Source organism: Enterobacter sp. Ag1, assembly GCA_000277545.1.
GTDB lineage: Bacteria > Pseudomonadota > Gammaproteobacteria > Enterobacterales > Enterobacteriaceae > Cedecea.
The window spans coordinates 254,133-280,852 of sequence record AKXM01000055.1; the positions used below are offsets into that span (position 1 = coordinate 254,133).

Genomic DNA, 26,720 nt, shown 5'->3' on the forward strand with positions numbered 1-26,720 from the left:
ATTATAGAGTAAAAATTGATGTGGATCATATCTCGCCAAGCTAATAGGCACTGAAAAAGCAGGTCTTTACCTGTTTTTCATCTTAATTTATTGATTATAAATGAAAAAATAAATTTTAATAATTATAGATAAAATTGAATTAAGCATCTCCCTTACGCGAAATTGGTTAATTATAATGGGGTATTTTTATATTTTGATAACATTATTGCCGCTGTCAAAAAATAACTATTTACCTGAAGTTAACCAAAAAATTACATAATAAATTATTATTGTTGCAATAATAAAAAGGGGCGCAAAAAAGCGCCCCGTAATATAGCTCAGACAAGGTGCCGTGCGCACCAGGAAGTTGTCAGGAAATTACTTTACCTGCCAATATTTGGCTTTAGCGCGCTGTAATTTTTCGTACGCGGCCAGCAGCGCCTGATGCGCCGGGAAAGCTTTCAGATCTTTATCCACTGGCTGCAGCCCATAGAAGGCCGCTTCACCGCTCATTGCCGCGCTGGCGGCATCCACGGCTTCAGCCCCGTACATGCGGACGAAAGCGTTCAGGTATTGCAGAGGCTCGCGCTCTTCTTCCTGTGACAACAGAAGCAGAGTTTGCAGGCAGCGGTAGTAGTTGGCACGCTCAGGACTAAAGATGGAAGCGTTGAACTCCATGGTCCATTCGGTCCAGATCAGTGCCTGCTCAAGATCGCCGCCCGCTAGCGCCAGCATGGCTTTCAGTTCGCCAATGCGCAGCGTGTACCAGCCGTTATCTTTCCCGGTAGCCAGGCCCAGTAATTCACGCACGCGGGTGAAATCATCGTGGCCTTCGTCGTCCAGTTGGGCAATCAGATCGAGGTAGTCTTGCTGCTCCCATTCGCTGTCCGGCAGCGCAAGAATTGTTTCACGCAGGTGGCTGCCCATGCTGTTGTTGGCCAGCAGCAGGTCGTCGGCAGGGTAAATATCAGACATGCCTGGGACGATAATACGGCAGGCGTAAACGTCTAAATGCTCGTAGTCGGCGATATACACTTCTTTATCTTCCGACTTGAAGATAGCCATCAGGGTAGCGAACTCTTCTTCCGTTGTGCCAGCAAAGCTCCAGTCAGCAAACGGGTAATCTGCATCCTGCTTGAACATATCCCAGGAAATCAGGCCGCTGGAATCGATGAAGTGTGTTTCCAGGTTCGCGTGTTCAGCGACTTCTTCATCATCGAAGGTTGGCGGCGTAAAGACATCCAGATCTTTCAGACCGCGCCCCTGCAGCAGCTCGGTGACGGTACGCTCCAGCGCTACGCCAAAATCAGGGTGCGCGCCGAAGGAAGCGAAACAGGTTCCGTTGGCCGGATTGAACAGCACGACGCAGATAACCGGGTACTTACCGCCCAGAGAACCGTCGTACGCAAAAATAGGGAAGCCTTCAGCTTCAAGCGTTTTAATGGACTCCACGACGCCTGGATAGCGGGCCAGCACATCCTGTGGGATCTCTGGCAGGCTGATGCTTTCTGCGATAATGCGGTTTTTGATATGACGCTCGAAGACTTCAGACAGACCCTGGACCCGTGCTTCATTAGCCGTGTTGCCCGCAGACATGCCGTTGGAGACGTACAGGTTACCAATGATGTTCATCGGGATATAAACAGTTTGCAGGTCTGACTGGCGGGTGAACGGCAGAGCACAAATACCGCGCTCTTCGTTCCCGGACTGCAGATCGATCAGCATCCCGGCGCCGACTTCGTTTTCCGGGTCGTAGAAAGCGCGCAGACGATCGTCGAGGATGCCCTCAGGCAGTTGGTCATCTTCCGGCAGCGGGAACCATTTCTCGTTCGGGTAATGCACGAACGGGCCGTTCGCAATCGTATCGCCCAGCCAGAAGTCGGCGAAGAAGTAGTTAGTCGACAGACGTTCAAAATATTCACCCAGCGCGGATGCCAGCGCGGCTTTTTTGGTCGCACCTTTACCGTTGGTGAAGCACAGGGCGCTGTCTTTGTCGCGGATATGCACCGACCAAACGTTGGGTACCGGGTTAAGCCAGGAGGCTTCTTCGATATTAAAACCGAGGTCGGTCAGCTTTTTCTGGAAGCGAGCGATGGAGTCTTCCAGGGCGGCATCTTTGCCGGGGATAAATGTCTGGGTCATGGGGTTCACTTTAATGGTACGCAAAACGCGCAATGATACGGGTTTTACCGGGCAGACGCTATCCTCCGCACGGTGCAGGCGACGCTAGCATAACAGGCTATACCTGCTTACAGTAACTCGCTGTTATGGTAGTAAAATGACTGGCCGCCATTGGGCATGTCCGTCGTATTGCCTTGCCGTCGGAAATCGGGCAGTTTTTTCGCTTGCCGGAAGATTGTGTTGTGTGATTTTGCTCACATTGGTCTTCCGCGAGGGATTAACCATTGCAACACTGCGCCGCTGAATGATAAAACCGATAATGTAATAAAAACTTATTGCTCGAGGCGTGGTGAGGGGAAATGACACAGGTATACAATTTTAGTTCTGGTCCGGCGATGCTGCCGGCTGAAGTACTTCGTCGTGCACAACAGGAGCTGTGCGACTGGCACGGTCTGGGCACTTCCGTAATGGAAATTAGCCACCGTGGTAAAGAGTTTATTCAGGTCGCTGAAGAGGCGGAAAAAGATTTTCGCGATCTGCTGCAAATCCCCTCCAACTATAAAGTTTTATTCTGCCACGGCGGCGGGCGCGGTCAGTTTGCAGGCGTGCCGCTGAATATTCTCGGTGACAAAACCACGGCCGACTACATTGACGGCGGCTACTGGGCAAATAGCGCAATTAAAGAAGCGAAAAAATACTGCCAGCCGGTTGCCCATGACGTAAAAATCACCGTGGACGGTAAACGTGCTATCAAGCCAATGAGTGAATGGCTGGTATCTGATAACAGCGCATTTCTGCACTATTGTCCGAACGAGACAATTGACGGTATCTCAATCGATGAAACCCCAGATTTTGGTGATACCGTTGTTGCCGCCGATTTCTCTTCTACTATTTTGTCTCGCCCTATCGACGTTAGCCGTTTCGGCGTTATCTATGCTGGCGCACAGAAAAACATCGGCCCTGCCGGCCTGACGCTGGTTGTTGTTCGTGAAGATCTGCTAGGCAAGGCGGACAAAGCGTGTCCGTCGATTATCGATTACACCGTGCTGAACGATAATGACTCAATGTTTAACACCCCGCCGACTTTTGCCTGGTATCTTGCAGGCCTGGTCTTTAAATGGCTGAAAGAGCAGGGCGGCGTTGCCTCGATGGATCGTATCAACCAGGCCAAGGCTGAGTTGCTGTACGGCGTGATTGATAACAGCGATTTCTATCGTAACGATGTTGCGGCCTCTAACCGCTCCCGGATGAACGTCCCGTTCCAACTTGCGGATAGCGCGCTGGACAAAGTGTTCCTTGACGAGTCTTTCGCTGCGGGCCTGCATTCCCTGAAAGGTCACCGCGTTGTGGGGGGGATGCGCGCCTCGATTTACAACGCGATGCCGCTCGATGGCGTCAAGGCGTTGACTGACTTCATGGTGGACTTCGAGCGTCGCCACGGTTAATTAATGCAGTAGCACTTCGCCCCGCGGCCCGTCTGCGGGGTTTTTATTCTGTTTGAGTTGAGAGTATTTTTCCCATGCTGGAATCCCTGACGTTACAACCCATCGCGCTGGTCGACGGCACCATTAATCTGCCAGGTTCAAAAAGCGTGTCTAACCGCGCGCTGCTCCTGGCCGCGCTGGCCAATGGCACCACGGTGCTGACCAATTTGCTGGATAGCGATGATGTCCGCCATATGCTTAACGCGCTGAAGGCGTTGGGCGTGAGCTATACGCTTTCGGCGGATCGTACCCGTTGTGAAGTCACCGGCGTGGCCGGCCCTCTGCAGGCACAAGGTGAGCTGGAACTCTTTTTAGGGAATGCTGGCACCGCTATGCGTCCGCTGGCTGCAGCGTTGTGCCTCGGCAGTAACAACATTGTGCTGACCGGCGAGCCGCGTATGAAAGAGCGCCCAATCGGCCATCTTGTCGATGCGCTGCGCCAGGGGGGAGCGAACATTGAGTACCTTGAGCAAGAAAATTACCCGCCGCTGCGTCTGCGTGGCGGCTTTGGCGGCGGCAAGGTTGAAGTGGACGGCAGCGTATCCAGCCAGTTCCTGACCGCGCTACTGATGACCGCCCCTCTGGCTGCACATGACACTGAAATCACCATTAAAGGCGAGCTGGTTTCCAAACCTTATATCGATATCACGCTGCATCTGATGAAAACTTTCGGCGTGGAAGTTGAAAACCGCGACTATCGCAGTTTCCTGATTCGCGGCGCACAGCAGTATCAATCCCCAGGGGCTTACCTGGTAGAAGGTGATGCATCCTCCGCCTCTTACTTCCTGGCCGCTGGGGCAATTAAAGGTGGCGTGGTCAAGGTTACCGGCATCGGGCGGAACAGCGTGCAGGGCGATATTCGCTTTGCTGATGTACTTGAGAAAATGGGCGCGAAAGTGACCTGGGGCGATGACTTCATTACCTGTGAACGTGGTGAGCTAAATGCTATCGACATGGATATGAACCATATCCCGGATGCGGCAATGACTATCGCGACCGCGGCCCTGTTTGCTAAAGGCTCGACCACGCTGCGTAACATCTATAACTGGCGCGTAAAAGAGACCGATCGCCTGAGCGCAATGGCGACGGAATTACGAAAAGTCGGTGCAGAAGTTGAAGAGGGCGAAGACTATATTAGCGTTACGCCACCGGCTAAGCTGACGTTTGCTGAAATCGGCACTTACAACGATCACCGTATGGCGATGTGTTTCTCGCTGGTGGCGTTATCCGATACGCCAGTGACGATTCTTGACCCAGGCTGCACGGCAAAAACCTTCCCTGATTATTTCGAGCAGTTAGCTCGCATCAGTACGCCTGTATAACGTTTGTAAAACCGCATCGTCTGATGCGGTTTTTCTTTCTCTCTACGATTCCTTACAACGCCCGTTGCGCAATTCTTCTACACTCAGCCTGATTCCCGTGGATATTTGCCTGGAAAGATAACAGTCCTGGCGGTTGCGGCGTATAATGCGCGGCGTTTACCACCCGCGAATCCAGCGATAGAGGAGAAAACGATGACGGCATCCGCCCCGGTAATAACGATTGATGGCCCAAGTGGCGCCGGTAAAGGCACGCTTTGTAAGGCCATGGCCGAAGCGCTGCAGTGGCATCTGCTGGACTCTGGTGCGATTTATCGCGTTCTGGCGCTCGCGGCGTTACATCACCATGTTGATGTGGCTTCCGAAGACGCGCTGGTGCCCCTTGCGGCCCACCTGGACGTTCGGTTTATTTCCACCGACGGCAATTTGGAAGTGATTCTCGAAGGGGAAGACGTTAGCGCTGAAATTCGCACTCAGGAAGTGGCAAACGCGGCTTCTCAGGTGGCCGCGTTCCCGCGTGTGCGCGAAGCCTTGCTGCGCCGCCAGCGCGCTTTTCGTGAAGCGCCGGGTCTGATTGCAGACGGCCGCGATATGGGGACCGTTGTGTTCCCGGATGCGCCGGTGAAAATTTTCCTTGATGCCTCCTCTGAAGAGCGCGCCCACAGGCGCATGCTACAGTTGCAGGAGAAGGGCTTTAGTGTTAACTTTGAGCGCCTTTTGGCCGAGATCAAGGAACGCGACGATCGCGACCGTAATCGGTCTGTAGCGCCGTTAGTGCCTGCTATAGATGCTTTAGTTCTGGATTCAACCAGTATGAGCATTGAGCAAGTGATTGAAAAAGCGCTACAATACGCCCGCGAAAAGCTGGCGCTCGCTTGAGATAGCGACCCATTTTGTAGTACCCCCGCTGCAATGGAGTGTGAGCGGGTATGTAAAACAACCCCATCCGGCATGAGGCCAGATGGACGTTAATCTAACTTTTGAAGATTAAACATGACTGAATCTTTTGCTCAACTATTTGAAGAATCCCTTAAAACAATCGAAACCCGTCCGGGTTCCATCGTTCGTGGTGTTGTTGTTGCTATCGACAAAGACGTCGTTCTGGTTGATGCGGGCCTGAAATCTGAATCTGCAATTCCTGCAGAGCAGTTCAAAAACGCAGCCGGCGAACTGGAAATCCAGGTTGGTGACGAAGTTGACGTTGCGCTGGACGCAGTAGAAGACGGCTTCGGTGAAACTCTGCTGTCCCGTGAAAAAGCTAAACGTCACGAAGCTTGGATCACGCTGGAAAAAGCTTACGAAGAAGCTGAAACTGTGGTTGGTGTTATCAACGGCAAAGTTAAAGGTGGCTTCACTGTTGAGCTGAACGGTATTCGTGCGTTCCTGCCAGGTTCCCTGGTTGACGTTCGTCCAGTTCGCGACACTCTGCACCTCGAAGGCAAAGAGCTTGAGTTCAAAGTGATCAAGCTGGACCAGAAACGCAACAACGTTGTTGTTTCCCGTCGTGCGGTTATCGAGTCTGAGAACAGCGCAGAGCGCGATCAGCTGCTTGAAAACCTGCAAGAAGGCATGGAAGTTAAAGGTATCGTTAAGAACCTCACTGACTACGGTGCATTCGTTGACCTGGGTGGCGTTGATGGCCTGCTGCACATCACCGATATGGCATGGAAACGCGTTAAGCATCCAAGCGAAATCGTGAACGTTGGCGACGAAATCACTGTTAAAGTGCTGAAGTTCGACCGCGAGCGTACTCGTGTTTCCCTCGGCCTGAAACAGCTGGGCGAAGATCCATGGGTAGCTATCGCTAAGCGTTATCCAGAAGGTACCAAACTGACTGGCCGCGTGACCAACCTGACCGACTACGGCTGCTTCGTTGAAATCGAAGAAGGCGTTGAAGGCCTGGTTCACGTTTCCGAAATGGATTGGACCAACAAAAACATCCACCCATCCAAAGTTGTTAACGTTGGTGATGTAGTGGAAGTTATGGTTCTGGATATCGACGAAGAACGTCGTCGTATCTCCCTGGGTCTGAAGCAGTGCAAAAACAACCCATGGCAGCAGTTCGCGGAAACCCACAACAAGGGTGACCGTGTTGAAGGTAAAATCAAGTCTATCACTGACTTCGGTATCTTCATCGGCCTGGACGGCGGCATCGACGGCCTGGTTCACCTGTCTGACATCTCCTGGAACGTTGCGGGCGAAGAAGCAGTACGTGAATACAAAAAAGGCGACGAAATTGCAGCCGTTGTTCTGCAGGTTGACGCAGAGCGTGAGCGTATCTCTCTGGGCGTTAAGCAGCTCGCAGAAGATCCGTTCAACAACTACGTTGCGCTGAACAAGAAAGGTACTATCGTTACTGGTAAAGTAACGGCAGTTGACGCGAAAGGTGCTACAGTTGAATTAGCAGATGGCGTAGAAGGCTACCTGCGTGCTTCTGAAGCTTCCCGTGACCGCGTTGAAGATGCAACTCTGGTTCTGAACGTTGGCGACGACGTTGAAGCTAAATTCACCGGCGTTGATCGTAAAAACCGTGTTGTTAGCCTGTCTGTTCGTGCTAAAGACGAAGCTGACGAGAAAGATGCAATTGCGACTGTTAACAACAAACAGGAAGAAGGCAACTTCTCTAACGCAATGGCTGAAGCATTCAAAGCAGCTAAAGGCGAGTAATCGTCCGAGCGTTGTATCCCGGCTTCTGCCAGGGTATAAAATCAGGGCGGCTTCGGCCGCCCTTGTTCGATTGAGAGCTGTAAGCTAATTTTCCTGAAAGGAAACCGGAGGAATCATGACCAAGTCAGAATTGATCGAAAGACTTGCAACCCAGCAATCTCACATCCCTGCAAAAGCAGTAGAAGATGCGGTGAAGGAAATGCTGGAGCATATGGCCTCTACGCTCGCCGAGGGTGAACGTATTGAAATCCGGGGTTTCGGCAGTTTCTCCTTACACTATCGCGCTCCTCGCACCGGACGTAACCCGAAAACCGGCGACAAAGTGGATCTGGAAGGTAAATACGTTCCACACTTTAAGCCAGGCAAAGAGTTGCGTGACCGCGCCAATATTTACGGCTAATTCCTTAGAGTTAGCAAAAATGGCACCTCAAATGAGGTGCCATTTTTTTTACTGATTTTGCTATTTTGCGAGCGCCTTCCTGAAGGTTAACGCAATATTGTTAAGCCGGACTCATCGGAGTTCAGGCCATCACGTATTTCTCCAATTGCTTCCTGATTTAATCTCAAGATTCCCGCACACTTCCTGTAACAAGGAGGTGAATGTGTTTTCTATTCCTGCCGTTGCTGGCGCCGTTCTGATTAGCGCTTTACCACTGTTATGGCTGTCGGTTATTCCAGAACAAAATGGGATTTTACTGTTCGTGGCGGCTGCACTGACATTGGCCTGTTTTTGGGGCCGTATCGTTTGGGTGCGCTATCTGGTGCTTTGCCTTTTTTTCTTGAGCTGGAACCTGTTGGGTGCGCGGCAAATGCTGGATATGTTCTCTGAGTTTGGGGAGAAACCGCTGACCGTACAGGTGAAAATTACGAGAAGTGATGGCGAAAAACGGCATGAACTGCGGATAGTCAAACGGGATGATCGTTACCTGTTTCCTGCGCCAGGCGTTGTATTGCGAAATAGCGTATTGCCTGAGCCTGTTTGTGAGGGGCAAACATGGTTAATGACGCTACGCCTTCGCCCGGTACATGGGCGTCTTAATGAAGGTATTTTTGACGGACAGCGCTATGCGCTTTCGCAGATGCTGCCGTTTAGTGGTCGGGTGTTGAAAGCAAGCCTTCTATCGGGCGGCTGTAATCTTCGAGGTAAATGGCTCCAACAAGCCAAAAATGCTACCGCTAATCTCCCGTGGCAGGGTGTGATTATCGCTCTGGGCTTTGGGGAGCGAATAGATGTCAGCGAAGACGTCAAAAAAATCATGCGTGATACCGGGACTGCACATCTGATGGCCATTTCTGGGCTGCATATTGCGTTAGCCGGTGGGATTGGCTGGCTGTTTGCTCGGGTTCTGCAATTTTGCCTGCCAGCTTCGATGATAGGGTTTCGTTTTCCCCTGGGGATGAGTTTTAGCGTCGCGCTATTTTACACCTGGCTGTCAGGGATGAATCCGCCGGCGGTCAGAACCCAGGTTGGAATGGGCATTTGGGCAATATTACGTCTGAGCGGCAGAAAGTGGTCATCCTGGGATGTGTTGTTGTGCTGCGTCGCGGGCATTGTGTTTAGCGAACCGATGGCTATTTTGTCTGAAAGTCTTTGGCTTTCCGCGCTTGCGGTATGCGGGCTTATCTTTTGGTACCAGTGGGTGCCGCTGCCTCGCATGACGATAAATCGCTGGCTTCGGCCTTTTGCCGATCTGCTTTATTTGCAAACAGGCATTACGCTGTTGCTCATTCCACTTCAGGTGATTTTATTTCACGGCATCAGTATGACTTCGCTGGCCGCTAATCTCTTCGCTGTGCCGTTGATTACCTTCGTTAGCGTGCCTTTCATTTTAGCCGGTATGGTGTTCGGAGAAGTCCCTGTCATTGGCGAGGTGCTTTGGTCACTGGCCGATAAATCACTTGCAGGCGTATTCGGGTTACTGGCTGGGTTGCCGGATGGGTGGAAAGAACTCGATCGCCGTTATCAATTTCTGGCGTTCATTGCCTGGTGGACCATAGTGATATGGCGATTCGGTTTTTGGCGAAGCTCTTTCGCTACCGCCGCAGCAGTGTTGCTTATGATGATGTTTCCCTTTTGGCGTAAGCCGGAGGCCAATAGCTGGGCCGTCCATATGCTTGATGTGGGCCATGGGCTTGCCGTGGTTATTGAGCGTGAAGGGAAAGCGTTACTCTACGACACGGGCAACGCATGGCCAGGGGGAGACGCGGCTAAAACCGTGATTATTCCCTGGTTAAAATGGCGAAATCTTCATCCAGAGCAGGTCATTATTAGCCATGAACATCTTGATCATATCGGCGGCTTGAAAAGTCTTAAGCAGCAGTGGCCTGCTTTAAATATTCGTAGTCCTTTACGCTGGAAGGGACATGAGCCTTGCTTTCGTGGTCAACAATGGGCATGGCAGGAGATTCAATTCGATGTGCTGTGGCCACCCGAAGAGTATGAGGGAAGCAGCAACAATCGCTCTTGTGTGGTTAAAGTTAGTCACGGAGGATTCAGCCTTTTGCTTACGGGGGACCTGGAGGCGAATGCAGAATTGGCTATGCTGAGAAAACGGTGGCAAACGCTAGAAGCAAACGTCCTGCAGGTTCCACATCACGGGAGCCGAACTTCGTCCAGCGGCCCTTTACTGAGAGCCGTTTCAGGCAGCGTGGCACTGGCTTCTGCTTCCAGGTTTAACGCCTGGCGCTTACCGTCTTCAACAATTATTCATCGTTACCGGCAATACGGTTATCAGTGGCATGACACGGCACAATCAGGGCAGCTGACAATTGAAATAAAAGGTGATAAATGGCAAATCTCTGGCTTCAGAGAACAAATATTGCCCCGTTGGTATCATCAGTGGTTTGGCGTCACCCGAGATAATGGGTAGAATATGCGGCTATTTCATAAAAGGCTGGTTCGACTTAATGCAGAACGATAAAGATCTCTCCACATGGCAGACTTTCCGCCGGCTCTGGCCGATGATTTCCCCCTTTAGAACGGGTCTGATTGTGTCTGGGATAGCGTTAATCCTCAATGCGGCGAGTGATACCTACATGCTTTCGCTGCTTAAACCATTACTGGATGATGGTTTTGGTAAAACGGACTCTTCTGTACTGCTATGGATGCCAGTGGCCGTGATTGCGTTGATGCTGCTGCGCGGCGTGACCAGCTATGTTTCAAGCTACTGTATTTCATGGGTGTCAGGTATGGTGGTCATGAACATGCGTCGCCGACTGTTCAGCCACATGATGGGGATGCCGGTTTCATTCTTCGACCAGCAGTCCACCGGGACGTTACTCTCCCGTATTACCTATGATTCTGAGCAGGTTGCCTCTTCCTCTTCCGGCGCGCTGATCACCGTTGTCCGTGAGGGAGCATCAATTATTGGCCTGTTTATATTGATGTTCTGGTACAGCTGGCAGCTTTCAGTGATCCTGATCGTGTTGGCACCGGTTGTGTCTTTTGCCATTCGCTTCGTCTCTAAGCGCTTCCGTAATATCAGCAAAAACATGCAGAACACCATGGGGCAGGTGACAACCAGCGCAGAGCAGATGCTGAAGGGGCACAAAGAAGTGCTTATTTTCGGCGGCCAGCAGGTAGAAACCGACCGCTTTGACAAAGTCAGTAACCGCATGCGTAATCAGGGGATGAAGCTGGTTTCAGCCTCTTCTATCTCTGATCCGATTATTCAGCTTATTGCTTCCCTTGCGTTGGCCTTTGTGCTTTATGCCGCCAGCTTCCCTAGCGTGATGGAAACCCTGACAGCCGGCACCATTACCGTGGTGTTCTCCTCCATGATTGCGCTAATGCGTCCGCTTAAGTCACTGACTAACGTCAACGCTCAATTCCAGCGCGGGATGGCAGCGTGCCAAACGCTGTTCTCTATCCTTGACTCTGAGCAGGAAAAGGACGGTGGCAAACTGGTCATCGATCGTTCTAAAGGTGACGTTGAATTCCGCAATGTGACCTTCACCTATCCAGGCCGTGATGTCCCGGCGCTGCGCAATATCAACCTGACCATTCCAGCAGGAAAAACCGTTGCGCTGGTAGGGCGTTCAGGTTCGGGTAAATCGACGATTGCCAGCCTGATCACGCGTTTCTACGAGCAGCAGGAAGGTGCCATCCTGATTGACGGGCACGACATACGCGAATACACCCTTGCGTCTCTGCGTAATCAGGTGGGGCTGGTGTCGCAAAATGTTCATCTCTTTAACGATACCGTGGCGAATAATATTGCCTACGCCCGTACCGGCGAGTATTCCCGTGAAGATATCGAAAAGGCCGCGCGCATGGCTTACGCGATGGACTTCATTAGCAAAATGGACAACGGGCTGGATACCATTATCGGTGAAAATGGTGTGCTGCTGTCTGGTGGCCAGCGTCAGCGTATCGCTATCGCTCGCGCGCTGCTGCGTGACAGCCCCATCCTGATCCTGGATGAAGCAACCTCTGCGCTCGACACGGAGTCGGAGCGCGCGATTCAATCTGCCCTGGATGAACTGCAAAAAAACCGCACATCACTGGTGATTGCTCACCGTCTGTCGACGATTGAGCAGGCTGATGAAATCGTGGTGGTGGAAGATGGTTGTATCGTCGAACGCGGGCCTCACCTGGAGCTGCTGGCCCATCGTGGCGTCTATGCCCAGCTACATAAGATGCAATTCGGCGAATGATAGAGCGTATCTGGTCGGGAAAATCACCTCTCTACCTGCTGCTGTTGCCGCTTTCCTGGCTTTATGGCCTGGTGAGCGGCGTTATTCGCCTGTCTTACCGTATTGGTCTGCGTGCCATATGGCGTGCCCCTGTACCTGTGGTGGTCGTTGGAAACCTGACGGCGGGGGGAAACGGGAAAACCCCCGTTGTTATCTGGCTTGTGGAACAGCTACAGCAGCGTGGCGTGCGAGTTGGGGTTGTGTCCCGGGGCTACGGCGGAAAAGCGGCAGCGTACCCTTTGCTGCTTGACGCAAAAACCACACCTTCCGAAGCGGGAGACGAACCGGTACTTATTTTTCAACGCACCGGAGCGCCCGTCGCCGTTGCGCCAAAGCGTAGCGAGGCTGTAAAAGCCCTCATCGCGGCTAAAGCTCCGCAAATCATCATTACCGACGATGGCCTGCAGCATTATGCTCTAGGGCGTGATAAAGAAATCGTTGTGATCGACGGGGCCCGCAGATTCGGTAATGGCTGGTGGTTACCTGCCGGGCCAATGCGCGAAAGAGCCGGGCGTCTGCGCAGCGTGGACGCAATTATCGTCAATGGTGGGGAACCGCAGACTGGTGAAATCGCCATGCGCTTGAAGCCCGGGCTCGCCATTAACGTACTCACCGGTGAACGCCGGCCGGTCACCGATTTTACTGACGTTGTGGCTATGGCCGGTATTGGCCATCCGCCGCGTTTCTTTGCCACGCTTGCGCAATGCGGTATTACGCCGGTGAAAACCGTTGCGCTGGCCGATCATCAGGCAATTACCGAACAGGATATGTTAGCTATCGCGACGGCGGAGCAAGTCGTACTGATGACGGAAAAAGATGCAGTAAAATGCCGTGCGTTTGCCGGGGGGCATACAAACTGGTGGTATCTGCCGGTTGATGCGCAGCTTGATTCACCTCTCGCGGAAACTCTCCTCAAGCAATTACTGGCGCTGGTGCGTTAATCTCTGCGGCACCGGTTTTTCGTTCGTTGATTACAGGTGTGCCATGACCGTTTCACAACTTTCATTACGAGCAGCCCGAAATCTCCACCTTGCGGCCCAGGGATTACTTCAAAAGCCTCGTCGTCGTGCACGGCCCTCTGACGTTGCCGACGCGATTTCCCGCATGTCGCTGCTGCAAATTGACACCATTAATATTGTTGCCCGCAGCCCTTACCTCGTCTTGTTCAGTCGCCTTGGTCAGTATGAATCTGGCTGGCTTGATAGTGCCCTGGTGAGCGGTGAGCTAATCGAATACTGGGCGCATGAAGCCTGTTTTTTGCCGAAAAAAGATTTTGCGCTCATTCGCCACCGGATGCTGAGCCCTGAAAACATGGGCTGGAAATACCGTCCCGAATGGATGAATGAGCATGCGGAAGATATCAGCCAGCTGCTCGCTTATATCAAAGACAATGGCCCCGTCCGTTCAGCTGATTTTGAGCATCCACGCAAAGGCGCGAGCGGCTGGTGGGAATGGAAGCCACAGAAAAAACATCTTGAGGGGTTATTTACCGCCGGACAGGTGATGGTGACGGAACGGCGTAATTTTCAAAGAGTTTACGATTTAACCCAGCGCGTTATGCCGCACTGGAACGATGCCTTGCATCTGATTGAGCAGCCCGAGGCTGAGTTACTCATGCTGGAAAACAGCGCCCGTAGCCTGGGGATCTTCCGTCCGGAATGGCTCACTGATTACTACCGACTGAAAAATATTGCGTTAAAGCCCCTGATAGAAAGCTGGCTTTCATCGGGCAATGTCATTCGCGTCCAGGCCGATAAACTGGGCGATATGCTGCTGCATCATTCGCTGCTACCGCTGCTTGAAAAAGCGCAGCAAAATCAGCTTAACGCTACCCACAGCGCCGTGCTTTCACCGTTTGACCCGGTCGTTTGGGATCGTCGCAGAGCAGAGGTGCTGTTTAACTTTTCCTATCGACTGGAATGCTATACCCCAGCGGAAAAGCGTCGCTATGGTTATTTTGTTTTACCGCTGCTGCACAAAGGGGCGCTGGTGGGCAGGATAGACGCCAAAATGCACCGTAAGCAGGGGGAGCTGGAGGTCATAAGCCTCTATCTGGAAGAGGGCATAAAAAACACCGACGCCTTGCAGGCAGGTCTGCGTGGTGCACTGACGGAATTTGCGCGCTGGCAATCCGCGACGCATCTTACCCTGGGTATTTTGCCCGCAGAATTAAGAGAAAGCTGGGGCACTGGCTGGGAAATGGCCCCGGCTGGCTAGTCATTTATGCTATTCTGGTGCCGTTGATGGCACTCATCTGGAGTAATTATGGAAAGTCGTTTACTTGAAATCATTGCCTGCCCGGTCTGTAACGGCAAGCTCTACTATAACCAGGAAAAGCAAGAGCTTATCTGCAAGCCTGATGGCCTGGCATACCCGCTGCGTGATGGCATTCCAGTTCTGCTGGAAAGTGAAGCCCGGACGCTGACTTCAGACGAGACCAACCCATGAGTTTTGTCGCCATTATTCCCGCTCGCTATGCGTCCACGCGTCTGCCGGGTAAGCCTTTAAAAGAGATTAACGGCAAAGCAATGGTGCTGCATGTTCTGGACCGCGCGCGCGAATCAGGTGCGGAACGTATCATTGTCGCGACCGATCACCCGGAAGTTGCACGAGTCGTCGAAGCTGCGGGAGGAGAAGTCTGCCTGACCAGCCCCGATCATCAGTCCGGCACTGAACGCCTGGCAGAAGTTATTGAGAAATGTGGCTTCAGCGACGACACGGTGATCGTGAACGTGCAGGGCGATGAGCCAATGATCCCCCCGGTGATTATTCAGCAGGTTGCTAACAACGTCGCGAACAGCAAAGCTGGCATGGCGACCCTCGCAGTACCCATTGAATCTGCGGAAGAAGCGTTTAATCCGAATGCGGTAAAAGTGGTCATGGATGCGCAGGGCTACGCGCTTTATTTCTCACGCGCCACGATTCCGTGGGATCGCGAGCGTTTTGCCGCTTCACGTGAAGAGATTGGCGATACCTTCCTGCGTCATATAGGCATCTATGGCTACCGCGCTGGTTTCATCCGTCGCTACGTCAGCTGGGCACCGAGCCAGCTTGAACAAATCGAAATGCTTGAACAGCTGCGCGTCTTGTGGAACGGCGAAAAAATACATGTTGCCGTGGCGAAAGCCATCCCAAGTATTGGTGTGGACACCCCAGAAGATCTTGAACGCGTCCGTCTGGCAATGCGCTAATTCACCTTCAGCGTGAACAATCAAACCGGCTAACCAGGCCGGTTTTTCTTTTTCTGAAACCCAATTGATCTGGAGTGGTGACAACTTCGCCTGGTGCGCTCATTATTAAATCAACAGTATTACCAGGGGAAATCGGTATGGAATTGCTGCGTAAGGAGCTAAGTCACCTGCTGGGTGAGAAGTTAAGCCGTATTGAGTGCATTAGCGAACATGCGGAAACTGCACTTTGGTCGCTCTATGACAGCGGCGGTCACGCAATGCCGCTGCTCGCCAAAAGCTTTACCTCGCCGGGCCTGGCGACTCAGTTGGCCTGGAAAATGTCGATGCTGGCGCGTTCAGGCACCGTCCGCATGCCGGTGGTCTACGGCGTGTTGACTCACGAAGAACATCCTGGCCCGGACGTTTTACTGATGGAGCGCCTGCGAGGGGTTCCCGGTGAAGCACCAACCCGAACGCCTAACCGCTGGGAGCAGCTCAAAGACCAGATTGTTGAGGGGCTCTTAGCCTGGCATCGCGTGGACAGCAGCGGCTGTGTGGGAAACGTCGACAGCACTCAGGAAAACATCTGGCCGCACTGGTACCGCCAGCGAATCGAAGAGCTCTGGACTACGCTCAATCAGTACCAGAACACCGGGTTAACCATGCAGGATAAACGTATTCTGTTTCGTACCCGAGAATGTCTGCCGCGTATGTTCGAAGACTTCAGCGATAACTGCGTGCTTATTCACGGCAATTTTTCCCTTCGCAGCATGCTCAAGGATTCTCGTAGCGATCAATTGCTGGCGATGGTTAACCCCGGGGTTATGCTTTGGGCGCCGCGAGAATATGAGCTGTTTCGCCTGGCTGAGCCAGGTCAGGCCGAAAGCCTGCTTTGGCACTATTTGCAGCGCGCCCCGGTTGCCGAATCTTTCCTCTGGCGGCGCTGGCTATATGTGCTGTGGGATGAGGTAGCACACCTGCTGCAAACCGGCCGACTGAACCGGCCGGTGTTTGACAACGCCTCTAAGTCATTGCTGCCCTGGCTCTCCTGAAGGGCCTTTCAGCCACTGCCACAGGCGCCCGAGGGTTTCATAGCCCACGCGCTCGCTGTGCATCAGCCATACCGGGTCGGGGATAGCCTTTTCCCACGGATTCAGCGGAGAGGTTATCGCCAACTGGTTAGCCGGGGCAGGGAGAGGATGCAGCCCGGCCCGAGTGAAGAAGATCATCGCCCGTGGCAGGTGAGAAGCTGACGTCACCAGAATAAACGGCTGCTGGCCTATCAGCTTCGCGACGGCATGGGCTTCCTCTTCTGTGTCTTTTGGTGTGTCCAGCGTAATGATGTCGTCTCTGGCAACGCCGAGGCTTTCCGCAACCCTGGCACCAGCTTCTGCGGTACTGACGGGGTTGGTCATTGCTCTGGCTCCGGTAAAGATAAGTTTTGCCCCCGGATTGAGCTGTTTCAGACGAATCGCTTCGGCGAGTCGCGGTAAACTGTTGTCGATCAGATTTGAGCTGGGGGCCCAGTCCGGGTTCCAGGTATAACCGCCGCCCAGCACAACGATGTAGCGGGCGTTGTCTCCGTGTTGGCGAGTGGCGTAGGTGTCTTCGATAGGCTTTAGCATCCAGTCTGCGACGGGCTGCAGGCTAATCAGAAAAAGCACCAGCCAGCTGGCCGTGAGTAGCCTTTTGGCCGTTTTTTGCCAGCGGGTAAACCACAGCAGTGCCAGAGCCACGCCCATGGTTAACAGCAGGAATGGCAGGGGAAGCAGCAGCCCGCCAATGATTTTTTTCAGTATAAAAAGCATGAAATTCGGATCCTTTTTAACCATCCAGCAGGTAAACCCCCGTGATATTACACCAGATGGGTTCATTCTCGTCCCGCCTGTGCCAAAATAGCGGTTTTGTCAGATGACCTCTTTTGCCACGGAGCTGTACCCATGGGTGACCGCAATTTTGACGATATTGCCGAGAAGTTTTCGCACAATATCTATGGCACAACCAAAGGCCAGTTGCGGCAGGCGATTCTCTGGCTGGATCTGGATGCTTTTCTGGCGACACAGCCCGCAACCTTAAAGGTGTTGGACGCCGGCGGTGGGGAGGGGCAAACGGCCACCCGTTTTGCTGAGCGAGGGCATGAGGTCGTGCTTTGCGATGTGTCCGCCGAAATGATTGCGCGTGCAAAAATGCTCGCTCAGGAGAAAGGTGTGAGCGACAACATGCATTTTGTACAATCTGCCGCTCAGGATATGGCTCAACATTTGGAAAGCCCGGTTGATCTGATATTGTTTCATGCGGTGCTTGAGTGGGTCACCGATCCTCAGGCCGTGCTAAAAGCGCTTTGGGATTGTTTGCGTCCCGGCGGCACTTTGTCGCTAATGTTCTACAATGCAAACGGCCTGCTGATGCGAAACATGTTTGTCGGAAACTTCGAATATGTACTGCAGGGGATGAAAAAAAATAAGCGCAAAACCCTTTCGCCCGACAATCCGCTGCAGCCAGAACAGGTTTATCACTGGCTGGAGCAAATTGGCTGGCAAATTACCGGTAAAACCGGCGTGCGGGTGTTTCACGATTACCTGCGAGATAAACACAAACAACGAGATGGTTTTGACGATTTGCTGACGCTGGAGACGCGTTATTGTCGGCAGGAGCCGTTTATCAGTCTCGGCCGCTATATTCACGTAACCGCGTTTAAGCCGCAGAGCCAAGGATAAATTATGAGTGATTTTTCCCAGACAGTGCCTGAACTGGTTGCCTGGGCCAGGAAAAATGATTTTTCGATCTCGCTACCGACGGAGCGCCTGACGTTTTTGCTGGCCGTGGCCACCTTAAACGGCGAGCGCCTTGATGGCGAGCTGAGCGAGGGAGAGCTGATTGATGCGTTTCGTCACGTCAGCGATGGTTTTGAACAAACGAGCGAAACCATCAGCGTGCGCGCGAACAACGCCATCAACGATATGGTCCGTCAGCGTTTGCTCAATCGCTTTGTCAGCGAGCTAACCGAAGGCAATGCCATTTATCGCCTGACGCCTCTGGGGATTGGCATCACTGACTACTACATTCGCCAGCGTGAGTTTTCCACGCTGCGTCTGTCTATGCAGCTTTCTATCGTTGCGGGCGAGCTTAAGCGCGCCGCTGATGCGGCCGATGAAGATGGCGATGAATTTCACTGGCACCGCAATGTTTATGCGCCGCTCAAATATTCCGTGGCGGAGATTTTCGACAGTATCGATCTTACCCAGCGCATTATGGACGAGCAGCAGCAGCAGGTAAAAGATGACATTGCCCAACTGCTGAACAAAGACTGGCGGGCGGCGATTTCAAGCTGTGAACTGCTGTTGTCAGAGACATCCGGCACGCTACGTGAACTGCAGGATACGCTCGAAGCCGCGGGGGATAAGCTGCAGGCCAACCTGTTGCGCGTTCAGGACTCAACCCTGGGGCGCGACGATCTTCACTTTGTAGACCGCCTTGTGTTCGACCTGCAAAGCAAACTCGACCGCATTATCAGCTGGGGCCAGCAGGCCATTGACCTGTGGATTGGCTACGACCGCCACGTGCATAAATTTATCCGTACCGCTATCGATATGGATAAAAACCGCGTCTTTGCTCAGCGTCTGCGCCAGTCGGTGCAAAGCTACTTCGATGCGCCATGGGCGCTGACCTACTCCAGCGCCGATCGCCTGCTGGATATGCGTGACGAAGAGATGGCACTGCGGGATGAAGAGGTCACCGGCGAGTTGCCAAGTGAACTCGAGTTTGAAGAATTTAACGAAATTCGTGAACAGCTGGCGGCGCTGATTGAAGCGGCGCTGCAGGTCTACAAAACCCAACAAGCTCCTCTTGATTTGGGCGTTGTGGTACGTGACTACCTCGTGCAATACCCGCGCGCGCGTCACTTCGACGTGGCGCGTATTGTTGTAGACCAGGCGGTGCGTCTGGGCGTAGCGGAAGCGGATTTCACAGGATTGCCGGCTAAGTGGCAAACCATTAACGATTACGGAGCCAAGGTACAGGCGCATGTCATCAACAAATATTGAACAAGTGATGCCGGTTAAACTGGCACAGGCGCTGGCCAACCCTCTTTTTCCTGCGCTCGACAGCCAGCTGCGCGCCGGGCGTCATATTGGCCTCGAAGAGCTGGACAACCACGCCTTCTTGATGGATTTCCAGGAATATCTGGAAGAGTTTTACGCGCGCTATAACGTGGAACTCATCCGTGCGCCAGAAGGATTTTTCTATCTGCGTCCACGTTCCACCACGCTAATCCCTCGTTCTGTGCTCTCCGAGCTGGATATGATGGTGGGCAAAATTCTGTGCTACCTCTATCTCAGCCCGGAACGTCTGGCCAACGAAGGGATCTTCACCCAGCAGGAGCTTTATGACGAGCTGCTAACGCTGGCGGATGAAAACAAGCTGCTGAAGCTGGTGAACAACCGCTCCACCGGGTCCGACCTTGACCGACAAAAGCTGCAGGAGAAAGTGCGTGCTTCACTGACTCGCCTGCGCCGTCTCGGCATGATCTGGTTTATGGGCCACGACAGCAGTAAATTCCGCATCACCGAATCGGTCTTCCGCTTCGGCGCCGATGTGCGCACCGGCGATGACCCGCGCGAAGCTCAGCTGCGCATGATTCGCGACGGCGAAGCCATGGCGGTCGAAAGTCGCCTGCAGCTCAATGATGAGAGCGATGAGCCACAACCAGGACTGGATAACGCGGAGGATGAACAAGAATGATTGAACGCGGAAAATTTCGCTCGCTGACGCTGGTTAACTGGAACGGTTTCTTCGCGCGTACCTTCGATCTCGATGAGCTGGTCACCACGCTTTCCGGGGGCAACGGGGCGGGTAAGTCCACCACTATGGCGGCTTTCGTCACGGCGCTTATCCCGGACTTAACCTTGCTGCACTTCCGCAACACCACGGAGGCGGGGGCCACCTCAGGCTCTCGCGATAAAGGTCTTCACGGCAAGCTGAAAGCCGGCGTGTGTTACTCCACGCTGGACGTCATCAACTCGCGCCATCAGCGCGTTGTAGTGGGGGTTCGTCTGCAGCAGGTCGCCGGGCGCGACCGTAAAGTCGATATTAAACCCTTTGCAATTCAGGGCTTGCCAACCTCGATTCAGCCGACGCAGTTACTGACTGAAACGCTGAATGAACGTCAGGCTCGCGTACTCAGCCTGCAGGAGCTTAAGGATAAAGTTGAAGCCATTGAAGGCGTGCAGTTCAAACAGTTCAACTCCATTACCGACTACCACTCGCTGATGTTCGATCTGGGCATTGTTGCCCGTCGCCTGCGCAGCGCCGCAGACCGTAGCAAATACTATCGCCTGATTGAAGCCTCGCTGTACGGCGGTATTTCCAGCGCGATCACCCGTTCTCTGCGTGATTACCTGCTGCCGGAAAACGGCGGCGTGCGTAAAGCCTTCCAGGACATGGAAGCGGCGCTGCGTGAAAACCGCATGACGCTGGAAGCGATTCGCGTCACCCAGTCCGACCGTGATTTGTTTAAGCACTTAATCTCGGAAGCGACTGACTATGTGGCGGCAGACTACATGCGCCACGCCAACGAACGACGTATCCACCTGGATAAAGCGCTGGAATTTCGTCGCGAACTGTTGATTAGCCGCCAGCAGCTGGCCGCCGAACAATATAAGCACGTTGATATGGCGCGCGAGCTGGGTGAACACAGCGGTGCGGAAGGCGATCTGGAAACGGATTACCAGGCCGCAAGCGATCACCTGAATCTGGTGCAAACGGCGATTCGCCAGCAGGAAAAGATCGAGCGCTACGAAGCTGACCTCGACGAGCTGCAAATTCGTCTTGAAGAGCAAAATGAGATCGTTGCCGAAGCGCACGAGCAGCAGGAAGAAAACGAGGCCCGGGCCGAAGCCGCCGAGCTGGAAGTGGATGAGCTGAAGAGTCAGCTTGCCGATTACCAGCAGGCGCTGGACGTGCAGCAGACCCGCGCTATTCAGTATCAGCAGGCGCTTCAGGCGCTGGAGCGTGCTCGTGAGCTTTGCCATCTGCCGGATTTAACCGCCGACAGCGCCGATGAATGGCTGGACACTTTCAAAGCGAAAGAGATCGAGGCAACCGACAAGCTGCTGTCTCTTGAACAGAAAATGAGCGTGGCTCAGGCGGCGCATAGCCAGTTCGAACATGCTTACCAACTGGTAACGGCGATCAGTGGCCCGGTGAGCCGCAGCGAAGCCTGGGACACCGCGCGTGAATTACTGCGCGACAGTAGCAACCAGCGCCATCTGGCCGAACAGGTCCAGCCGCTGCGTATGCGTCTCAACGAGCTGGAACAGCGCCTGCGAGAACAGCAGGAAGCTGAGCGCTTGCTCGCTGACTTCTGTAAACGCCAGGGCAAACAGTTCGATCCGGAAGAGCTTGAAGCGCTGCATGAGGAGCTGGAAGAGCGCATCGGCGCGCTGCAGCAAACCGTAGCCGAAGCAAGCGAGCAGCGCATGGCGCTGCGTCAGGAGCTGGAACAAATTCAGGCCAGCATCAAAACGCTGAACCTGCGCGCGCCAAGATGGATTGCGGCGCAAACCAGCCTGACTCAGCTGTGCGAGCAAAGCGGCGAGCAGTTCGAAGCCAGCCAGCAGGTGACTGAGTACATGCAGCAACTGCTGGAGCGCGAGCGCGAATCCACCGTTGAGCGTGACGAAGTCGGGGCGCGTAAACGTGCCGTAGATGACGAAATCGAACGTCTCAGCCAGCCTGGCGGTGCCGAAGACCCGCGCCTCAACGCGCTGGCCGAACGTTTTGGCGGCGTGCTGCTGTCTGAAATTTATGACGATATCGGTCTCGAAGATGCACCGTACTTCTCCGCGCTGTATGGTCCATCCCGTCACGCCATCGTGGTGCCCGATCTTTCTTTAGTACGCGAACAGCTGGAAAATCTGGAAGATTGCCCGGAAGACCTGTACCTGATTGAAGGGGACCCGTCTTCGTTCGATGACAGCGTGTTTACCGTTGAAGAGATGGGTACGGCGGTACTCGTCAAAACCGCTGAACGTCAGTGGCGCTATTCGCGTCTGCCGGAGCTGCCGCTGTTTGGCCGTGCCGCGCGTGAAAACCGCCTTGAAGCGTTGCATAACGAACGTGAGTCACTGGCCGAGCGCTTCGCCACGCTTTCTTTCGATGTGCAGAAAAACCAGCGCCTGCACCAGTCGTTTAGCCGCTTTATCGGCCAGCATCTGGGCGTGGCGTTTGAAGACGATCCTGAGGCGGAAATTCGCCACCTCAACAGCCGTCGCGGCGAGATTGAGCGGGCGATCAACAACCACGAAAATGACAATCAGCAGCAGCGCCAGCAGTTTGAGCAGGCAAAAGAGGGCGTGGCCCAGCTTAACCGCCTGTTGCCGCGCATTAGCCTGCTGAATGACGAAACGCTGGCCGATCGCTGCGATGAAATCCAGGAGCGCCTGGATGAAGCCGAAGAATCAGCTCGCTTTATTCACCAGCACGGCAACCAGTTAATCAAACTGGAAGGCGTTGCCAGCGTGCTGCAGAGCGACCCTGAACAGTTCGAGCAGCTTAAAGACGACTACGCTCACGCGCAGCAAATACAGCGTGATGCCCGTCAGCGCGCGTTTGCGCTGACCGAAGTCGTGCAGCGTCGCGCCCACTTCAGCTACAGCGATTCTGCCGCTATGCTGGACGGCAACAGCGACCTGAATGAGAAGCTGCGCCAGCGTCTGGAACAGGCTGAAGTGGAGCGAACGCGTTCCCGTGAAGCGCTGCGCCAGCATGCCCAGCAGCTGGGTCAGTACAACCAGCTTCTGGCGTCGCTGAAAAGTTCGTTTGATACCAAAAAAGAACTGCTGACGGATCTGCATAAAGAGCTGCAGGATATCGGCGTTCGTGCAGATACCGGGGCTGAGGAAAGAGCTCGTGCGCGCCGCGATGAGCTGCATACCGCGCTCAGCAACAACCGCTCGCGCCGTAATCAGCTTGAGAAGCAGCTGACTTACTGCGAAGCGGAGATGAACAACCTGACCCGCAAGCTGAAGCAGCTGGAGCGTAGTTACTTTGAAATGCGCGAGCAGGTTGTGACGGCGAAAGCAGGCTGGTGCGCCGTCATGCGTATGGTGAAAGACAACGGCGTTGAGCGCCGCCTGCATCGTCGTGAGCTGGCTTATCTCTCCGGGGACGATCTGCGCTCCATGTCGGATAAGGCGTTGGGTGCACTGCGCCTGGCGGTGGCCGACAACGAACATCTGCGTGACGTACTTCGTCTGTCGGAAGATCCTAAGCGCCCTGAACGTAAGATCCAGTTCTTCGTCGCGGTTTATCAGCATCTGCGCGAGCGTATTCGCCAGGACATCATTCGTACCGACGATCCGGTTGAAGCCATCGAGCAGATGGAAATTGAACTGAGTCGCCTGACGGAAGAGCTGACTTCACGCGAGCAGAAACTGGCGATCAGCTCCCGCAGCGTGGCGAACATCATTCGCAAGACGATCCAGCGCGAGCAGAACCGTATTCGCATGCTCAACCAGGGCCTGCAAAGCGTCTCCTTCGGTCAGGTGAAGAGCGTTCGTCTGAACGTCAACGTGCGCGAGGCTCACGCAACGCTGCTGAACGTACTTTCCGAGCAGCATGAGCAGCATCAGGATCTGTTCAACAGCAATCGCCTGACCTTCTCCGAAGCGTTAGCGAAGCTTTATCAGCGCCTTAACCCGCAGATCGACATGGGCCAGCGCACGCCGCAGACCATCGGCGAAGAGCTGCTGGATTACCGTAACTACCTGGAAATGGAAGTTGAGGTAAACCGTGGTTCAGACGGCTGGCTGCGTGCAGAGAGCGGGGCGTTGTCCACCGGGGAAGCTATCGGGACCGGGATGTCTATCCTGGTGATGGTTGTTCAGAGCTGGGAAGATGAGTCGCAGCGCCTGCGTGGGAAAGACATTTCCCCTTGCCGCCTGCTGTTCCTTGACGAAGCGGCGCGACTGGATGCCAAGTCCATCGCCACGCTGTTTGAGCTGTGTGAACGTCTGGAAATGCAATTAATTATTGCGGCTCCAGAAAACATCAGCCCGGAAAAAGGCACCACCTATAAGCTGGTGCGTAAGGTCTTCCAGAACAGCGAGCACGTTCACGTTGTTGGCCTGCGTGGCTTTGCAGCCCCGGCGCTGCCAGAGCCGCAGCAGGGTTCGGAAACGGCTGACGCCTCGTAAACCAGCGCTACTGGATGCGATATTATCAAGCGGGCTAAGGCCCGCTTTTTCTTTGTCGCGAACAGTCTTAATCTTTAATTTTCTTTACATTTTGTCAGGCAAATGGTTTTTACTGTTTATATACTAGTGGTGAATACTTCCCGCCTTTGACGGTGAGCACAGTAATAAACAGGGGGCAAGGGATGTTGCTTAGAAAAGCTAAAGATTTTCGATTATCGGCAGTCGGTTACTGCCTGGCGCTCAGTTTCGCTCCGCTGTTTGTGGCCCAGGCCGACGAGCCTGCCGTCGTTCCCTCCGACAGTTCTGCTTTCCAGACCGATCGGCCCACGGAACTCAATCAGCCTTTGGCGCAGTCTACGGCGACGGCCACGATGGCCGGAACTTTGCCAACAAACACCTCCACGATGTCGGCGGCACAAAGCCGGTCGCAGCTTATTGCGGGCCTGCCTGCGGGCTACACGCCGGTTTATCTCAACGCCCTGTCGGCCTTCTATGCTGCGCGTGACATGAAGCCGATGTGGGAAAACCGCGATGCGGTTAAGGCCTTTCAGCAACAGCTGGCGGAAGTGGCCATTGCCGGAATACAGCCGCAGTTTAACCAGTGGGTTGAGCTGTTGACCGATCCCGCAGTGACCGGTATGGCACGCGATGTGGTGCTTTCCGACGCCATGATGGGTTACCTGCAGTTCGTTTCGGGCATCCCGATTGACGGCAATCGCTGGCTTTATAGCAGCACGCCTTACAAGTTAAAAACGCCGCCCCTGTCGGTGATTAACCAGTGGCAGGTCGCCGTTGATCAGGGCTCTCTGGTGAACTTTATCGACAGCCTTGCGCCTCAGCATCCGCAGTATGCCCAGCTGCATCAGTCGCTGATTCATCTGTTGGCTGATACCCGTCCGTGGCCGCAGATGGCCGGCAAAGAGACATTAAGGCCAGGGCAGTGGAGCAACGACGTGGGGGCGCTGAGAGAAATTCTTGCCCGAACCGGAATGCTTCAGGACAAGCCATCGGGGGTGACCAGCGTGGCTGATGTCACCGTAAGCCCGTCCGCGATTAACGTCGAGGACGCGTCTCCTCAGGCTGGCAAGAAAAAATCTCAGGTTGCCGCCCGCGGCGTTTATAGCCGAGATCTGGTCGATGGCGTGAAACGCTTCCAGCAATGGCAAGGGTTAGGCTCGGACGGTGCGATTGGCCAACTGACGCGCGACTGGCTTAACGTCACGCCTCAGCAGCGTGCAGCCCTGGTAGCATTGAATATTCAACGTTTACGCCTGCTGCCGGATAAACTTGAGACCGGCATTATGGTGAACATTCCTAACTATTCGCTGGTGTATTACCTTAACGGGAACGAGGCGCTGGCTTCTCGCGTTATCGTTGGGCGCCCGGATCGTAAAACCCCGATGATGAGCAGCGCGCTGAACAACGTTGTGGTTAACCCACCGTGGAACGTGCCGCCAACGCTGGCGCGAAAAGATATTTTGCCAAAGGTTCGCCAGAATCCGGGTTACCTGGAACAGCACGGCTATAGCGTGATTCGCGGCTGGAGCAACAATGCGGAGATGATCGATCCGTGGCGCGTAGACTGGTCGACGATCACCGAGAATAATCTGCCGTTCCGCTTCCAGCAGAAGCCCGGCACGCAGAACTCGCTTGGACGCTACAAGTTTAATATGCCGAGTTCTGACGCCATCTACCTGCATGACACGCCCAATCATAACCTCTTCCAGAAGGATGCAAGGGCGCTGAGTTCAGGCTGTGTACGCGTCAACAAGGCGTCTGAGCTGGCAAATATGCTGCTGCAGGATGCCGGATGGAATGATTCCCGTATATCCAGTACCTTGCAGGAAGGGAACACTAAATACGTCAATATCCGGCATAACATTCCGGTTAATCTCTACTATCTGACCGCATTTGTCGGAAAAGATGGCCGCACCGAATTTCGTACAGATATTTACAATTATGATCTCACCGCGCGATCTGGCGCACAAAACCTCGCAAAAGCCGGGTTATTAATCCGCTAAACGCAACATTTCTAATGAATTAGTGGTCGTATAAAATGTAAAACGCAGCCGGGCCCTCTGCAGGGCCCGC

At 53.9% G+C, this 26,720-nt stretch carries 19 protein-coding genes; 17 read left to right on the forward strand and 2 right to left on the reverse strand.

All coding sequences use genetic code 11. From position 1 onward, the window contains the following. Nucleotides 1–357 precede the first annotated feature (357 nt). On the reverse strand, nt 358–2,121 hold the full coding sequence (gene ycaO, locus A936_RS20455; RefSeq protein WP_008461170.1) for a 30S ribosomal protein S12 methylthiotransferase accessory factor YcaO: 1,764 nt from the start codon (nt 2,119–2,121) through the stop codon (nt 358–360). Nucleotides 2,122–2,459: 338 nt separating this feature from the next. Between ycaO and serC the strand changes: the two genes are divergently transcribed. The 12 genes from serC (at nt 2,460) to A936_RS20515 (ending at nt 16,487) form a co-directional block, all read left to right on the forward strand. Next, nucleotides 2,460–3,545 (forward strand): 3-phosphoserine/phosphohydroxythreonine transaminase, encoded by a 1,086-nt coding sequence (gene serC / locus A936_RS20460; RefSeq protein WP_008461173.1) that lies wholly within the window; start codon nt 2,460–2,462, stop codon nt 3,543–3,545. A 77-nt stretch (nt 3,546–3,622) separates the two neighbouring features. Then, complete coding sequence (gene aroA / locus A936_RS20465; protein WP_034810093.1) at nt 3,623–4,906, forward strand: 3-phosphoshikimate 1-carboxyvinyltransferase; 1,284 nt, start codon at nt 3,623–3,625, stop codon at nt 4,904–4,906. 192 nt (nt 4,907–5,098) lie between these two features. Next, entirely contained in the window at nt 5,099–5,782 is a 684-nt protein-coding gene (gene cmk, locus A936_RS20470; RefSeq protein ID WP_008461178.1) for a (d)CMP kinase, read from the forward strand. 114 nt (nt 5,783–5,896) lie between these two features. Continuing rightward, complete coding sequence (gene rpsA / locus A936_RS20475; RefSeq protein WP_008461180.1) at nt 5,897–7,570, forward strand: 30S ribosomal protein S1; 1,674 nt, start codon at nt 5,897–5,899, stop codon at nt 7,568–7,570. 115 nt (nt 7,571–7,685) lie between these two features. Next, nucleotides 7,686–7,970, forward strand: a complete 285-nt coding sequence (gene ihfB / locus A936_RS20480) for an integration host factor subunit beta (protein WP_008461182.1) — start codon at nt 7,686–7,688, stop codon at nt 7,968–7,970. 202 nt (nt 7,971–8,172) lie between these two features. After that, the gene (locus A936_RS20485) at nt 8,173–10,440 is read left to right on the forward strand and encodes a ComEC family protein (protein ID WP_008461184.1); all 2,268 of its coding nucleotides are present in this window, start codon (nt 8,173–8,175) and stop codon (nt 10,438–10,440) included. Between the two features lie 37 nt (nt 10,441–10,477). Next, nucleotides 10,478–12,226: a lipid A ABC transporter ATP-binding protein/permease MsbA gene (gene msbA, locus A936_RS20490; protein WP_008461187.1), complete on the forward strand. Its 1,749-nt coding sequence runs from the start codon at nt 10,478–10,480 to the stop codon at nt 12,224–12,226. Then, nucleotides 12,223–13,206 (forward strand): tetraacyldisaccharide 4'-kinase, encoded by a 984-nt coding sequence (lpxK, locus tag A936_RS20495; protein WP_008461189.1) that lies wholly within the window; start codon nt 12,223–12,225, stop codon nt 13,204–13,206. Before msbA ends, lpxK begins: the two co-directional genes overlap by 4 nt. Before the next feature lie 43 nt (nt 13,207–13,249). After that, nucleotides 13,250–14,482, forward strand: a complete 1,233-nt coding sequence (locus tag A936_RS20500) for a winged helix-turn-helix domain-containing protein (RefSeq protein ID WP_008461190.1) — start codon at nt 13,250–13,252, stop codon at nt 14,480–14,482. 48 nt (nt 14,483–14,530) lie between these two features. After that, on the forward strand, nt 14,531–14,713 hold the full coding sequence (gene ycaR, locus A936_RS20505; protein WP_008461191.1) for a protein YcaR: 183 nt from the start codon (nt 14,531–14,533) through the stop codon (nt 14,711–14,713). Continuing rightward, nucleotides 14,710–15,456 (forward strand): 3-deoxy-manno-octulosonate cytidylyltransferase, encoded by a 747-nt coding sequence (gene kdsB / locus A936_RS20510; RefSeq protein WP_008461192.1) that lies wholly within the window; start codon nt 14,710–14,712, stop codon nt 15,454–15,456. Before ycaR ends, kdsB begins: the two co-directional genes overlap by 4 nt. Before the next feature lie 137 nt (nt 15,457–15,593). Then, the gene (locus tag A936_RS20515; RefSeq protein ID WP_008461193.1) at nt 15,594–16,487 is read left to right on the forward strand and encodes a YcbJ family phosphotransferase; all 894 of its coding nucleotides are present in this window, start codon (nt 15,594–15,596) and stop codon (nt 16,485–16,487) included. Here A936_RS20515 and elyC read toward each other — a convergent pair. After that, on the reverse strand, nt 16,464–17,243 hold the full coding sequence (elyC, locus tag A936_RS20520; protein ID WP_008461194.1) for an envelope biogenesis factor ElyC: 780 nt from the start codon (nt 17,241–17,243) through the stop codon (nt 16,464–16,466). The genes A936_RS20515 and elyC overlap by 24 nt on opposite strands. Nucleotides 17,244–17,375: 132 nt before the next feature. On the opposite strand from elyC, the gene cmoM reads away from it, so the two are divergent. The 5 genes from cmoM to ldtD all read left to right on the forward strand — a co-directional run bounded on the left by cmoM (nt 17,376) and on the right by ldtD (nt 26,650). Beyond that, nucleotides 17,376–18,152: a tRNA uridine 5-oxyacetic acid(34) methyltransferase CmoM gene (gene cmoM / locus A936_RS20525; RefSeq protein ID WP_008461195.1), complete on the forward strand. Its 777-nt coding sequence runs from the start codon at nt 17,376–17,378 to the stop codon at nt 18,150–18,152. 3 nt (nt 18,153–18,155) lie between these two features. Further along, complete coding sequence (gene mukF / locus A936_RS20530) at nt 18,156–19,478, forward strand: chromosome partition protein MukF (RefSeq protein WP_008461196.1); 1,323 nt, start codon at nt 18,156–18,158, stop codon at nt 19,476–19,478. Continuing rightward, nucleotides 19,459–20,175, forward strand: coding sequence for a chromosome partition protein MukE (gene mukE, locus A936_RS20535; RefSeq protein ID WP_008461197.1), 717 nt, complete (start codon nt 19,459–19,461; stop codon nt 20,173–20,175). The genes mukF and mukE overlap by 20 nt, the downstream gene beginning before the upstream one ends. After that, nucleotides 20,172–24,629: a chromosome partition protein MukB gene (gene mukB / locus A936_RS20540; protein ID WP_008461199.1), complete on the forward strand. Its 4,458-nt coding sequence runs from the start codon at nt 20,172–20,174 to the stop codon at nt 24,627–24,629. Before mukE ends, mukB begins: the two co-directional genes overlap by 4 nt. 182 nt (nt 24,630–24,811) lie before the next feature. After that, nucleotides 24,812–26,650, forward strand: a complete 1,839-nt coding sequence (ldtD, locus tag A936_RS20545) for a L,D-transpeptidase (RefSeq protein WP_008461201.1) — start codon at nt 24,812–24,814, stop codon at nt 26,648–26,650. Nucleotides 26,651–26,720 lie beyond the last annotated feature (70 nt).

Bases quoted from the DNA above. Each gene is read 5' to 3' on its own strand.
- ldtD (WP_008461201.1), top strand. From the start codon at position 24,812: ATGTTGCTTAGAAAAGCTAAAGATTTTCGATTATCGGCAGTCGGTTAC.
- ycaO (WP_008461170.1), bottom strand. From the start codon at position 2,121: ATGACCCAGACATTTATCCCCGGCAAAGATGCCGCCCTGGAAGACTCC.
- serC (WP_008461173.1), top strand. From the start codon at position 2,460: ATGACACAGGTATACAATTTTAGTTCTGGTCCGGCGATGCTGCCGGCT.
- elyC (WP_008461194.1), bottom strand. From the start codon at position 17,243: ATGCTTTTTATACTGAAAAAAATCATTGGCGGGCTGCTGCTTCCCCTG.
- A936_RS20515 (WP_008461193.1), top strand. From the start codon at position 15,594: ATGGAATTGCTGCGTAAGGAGCTAAGTCACCTGCTGGGTGAGAAGTTA.
- rpsA (WP_008461180.1), top strand. From the start codon at position 5,897: ATGACTGAATCTTTTGCTCAACTATTTGAAGAATCCCTTAAAACAATC.
- mukE (WP_008461197.1), top strand. From the start codon at position 19,459: ATGTCATCAACAAATATTGAACAAGTGATGCCGGTTAAACTGGCACAG.
- cmoM (WP_008461195.1), top strand. From the start codon at position 17,376: ATGGGTGACCGCAATTTTGACGATATTGCCGAGAAGTTTTCGCACAAT.
- ycaR (WP_008461191.1), top strand. From the start codon at position 14,531: ATGGAAAGTCGTTTACTTGAAATCATTGCCTGCCCGGTCTGTAACGGC.
- A936_RS20500 (WP_008461190.1), top strand. From the start codon at position 13,250: ATGACCGTTTCACAACTTTCATTACGAGCAGCCCGAAATCTCCACCTT.
- kdsB (WP_008461192.1), top strand. From the start codon at position 14,710: ATGAGTTTTGTCGCCATTATTCCCGCTCGCTATGCGTCCACGCGTCTG.
- msbA (WP_008461187.1), top strand. From the start codon at position 10,478: ATGCAGAACGATAAAGATCTCTCCACATGGCAGACTTTCCGCCGGCTC.
- cmk (WP_008461178.1), top strand. From the start codon at position 5,099: ATGACGGCATCCGCCCCGGTAATAACGATTGATGGCCCAAGTGGCGCC.
- mukF (WP_008461196.1), top strand. From the start codon at position 18,156: ATGAGTGATTTTTCCCAGACAGTGCCTGAACTGGTTGCCTGGGCCAGG.
- lpxK (WP_008461189.1), top strand. From the start codon at position 12,223: ATGATAGAGCGTATCTGGTCGGGAAAATCACCTCTCTACCTGCTGCTG.
- mukB (WP_008461199.1), top strand. From the start codon at position 20,172: ATGATTGAACGCGGAAAATTTCGCTCGCTGACGCTGGTTAACTGGAAC.
- ihfB (WP_008461182.1), top strand. From the start codon at position 7,686: ATGACCAAGTCAGAATTGATCGAAAGACTTGCAACCCAGCAATCTCAC.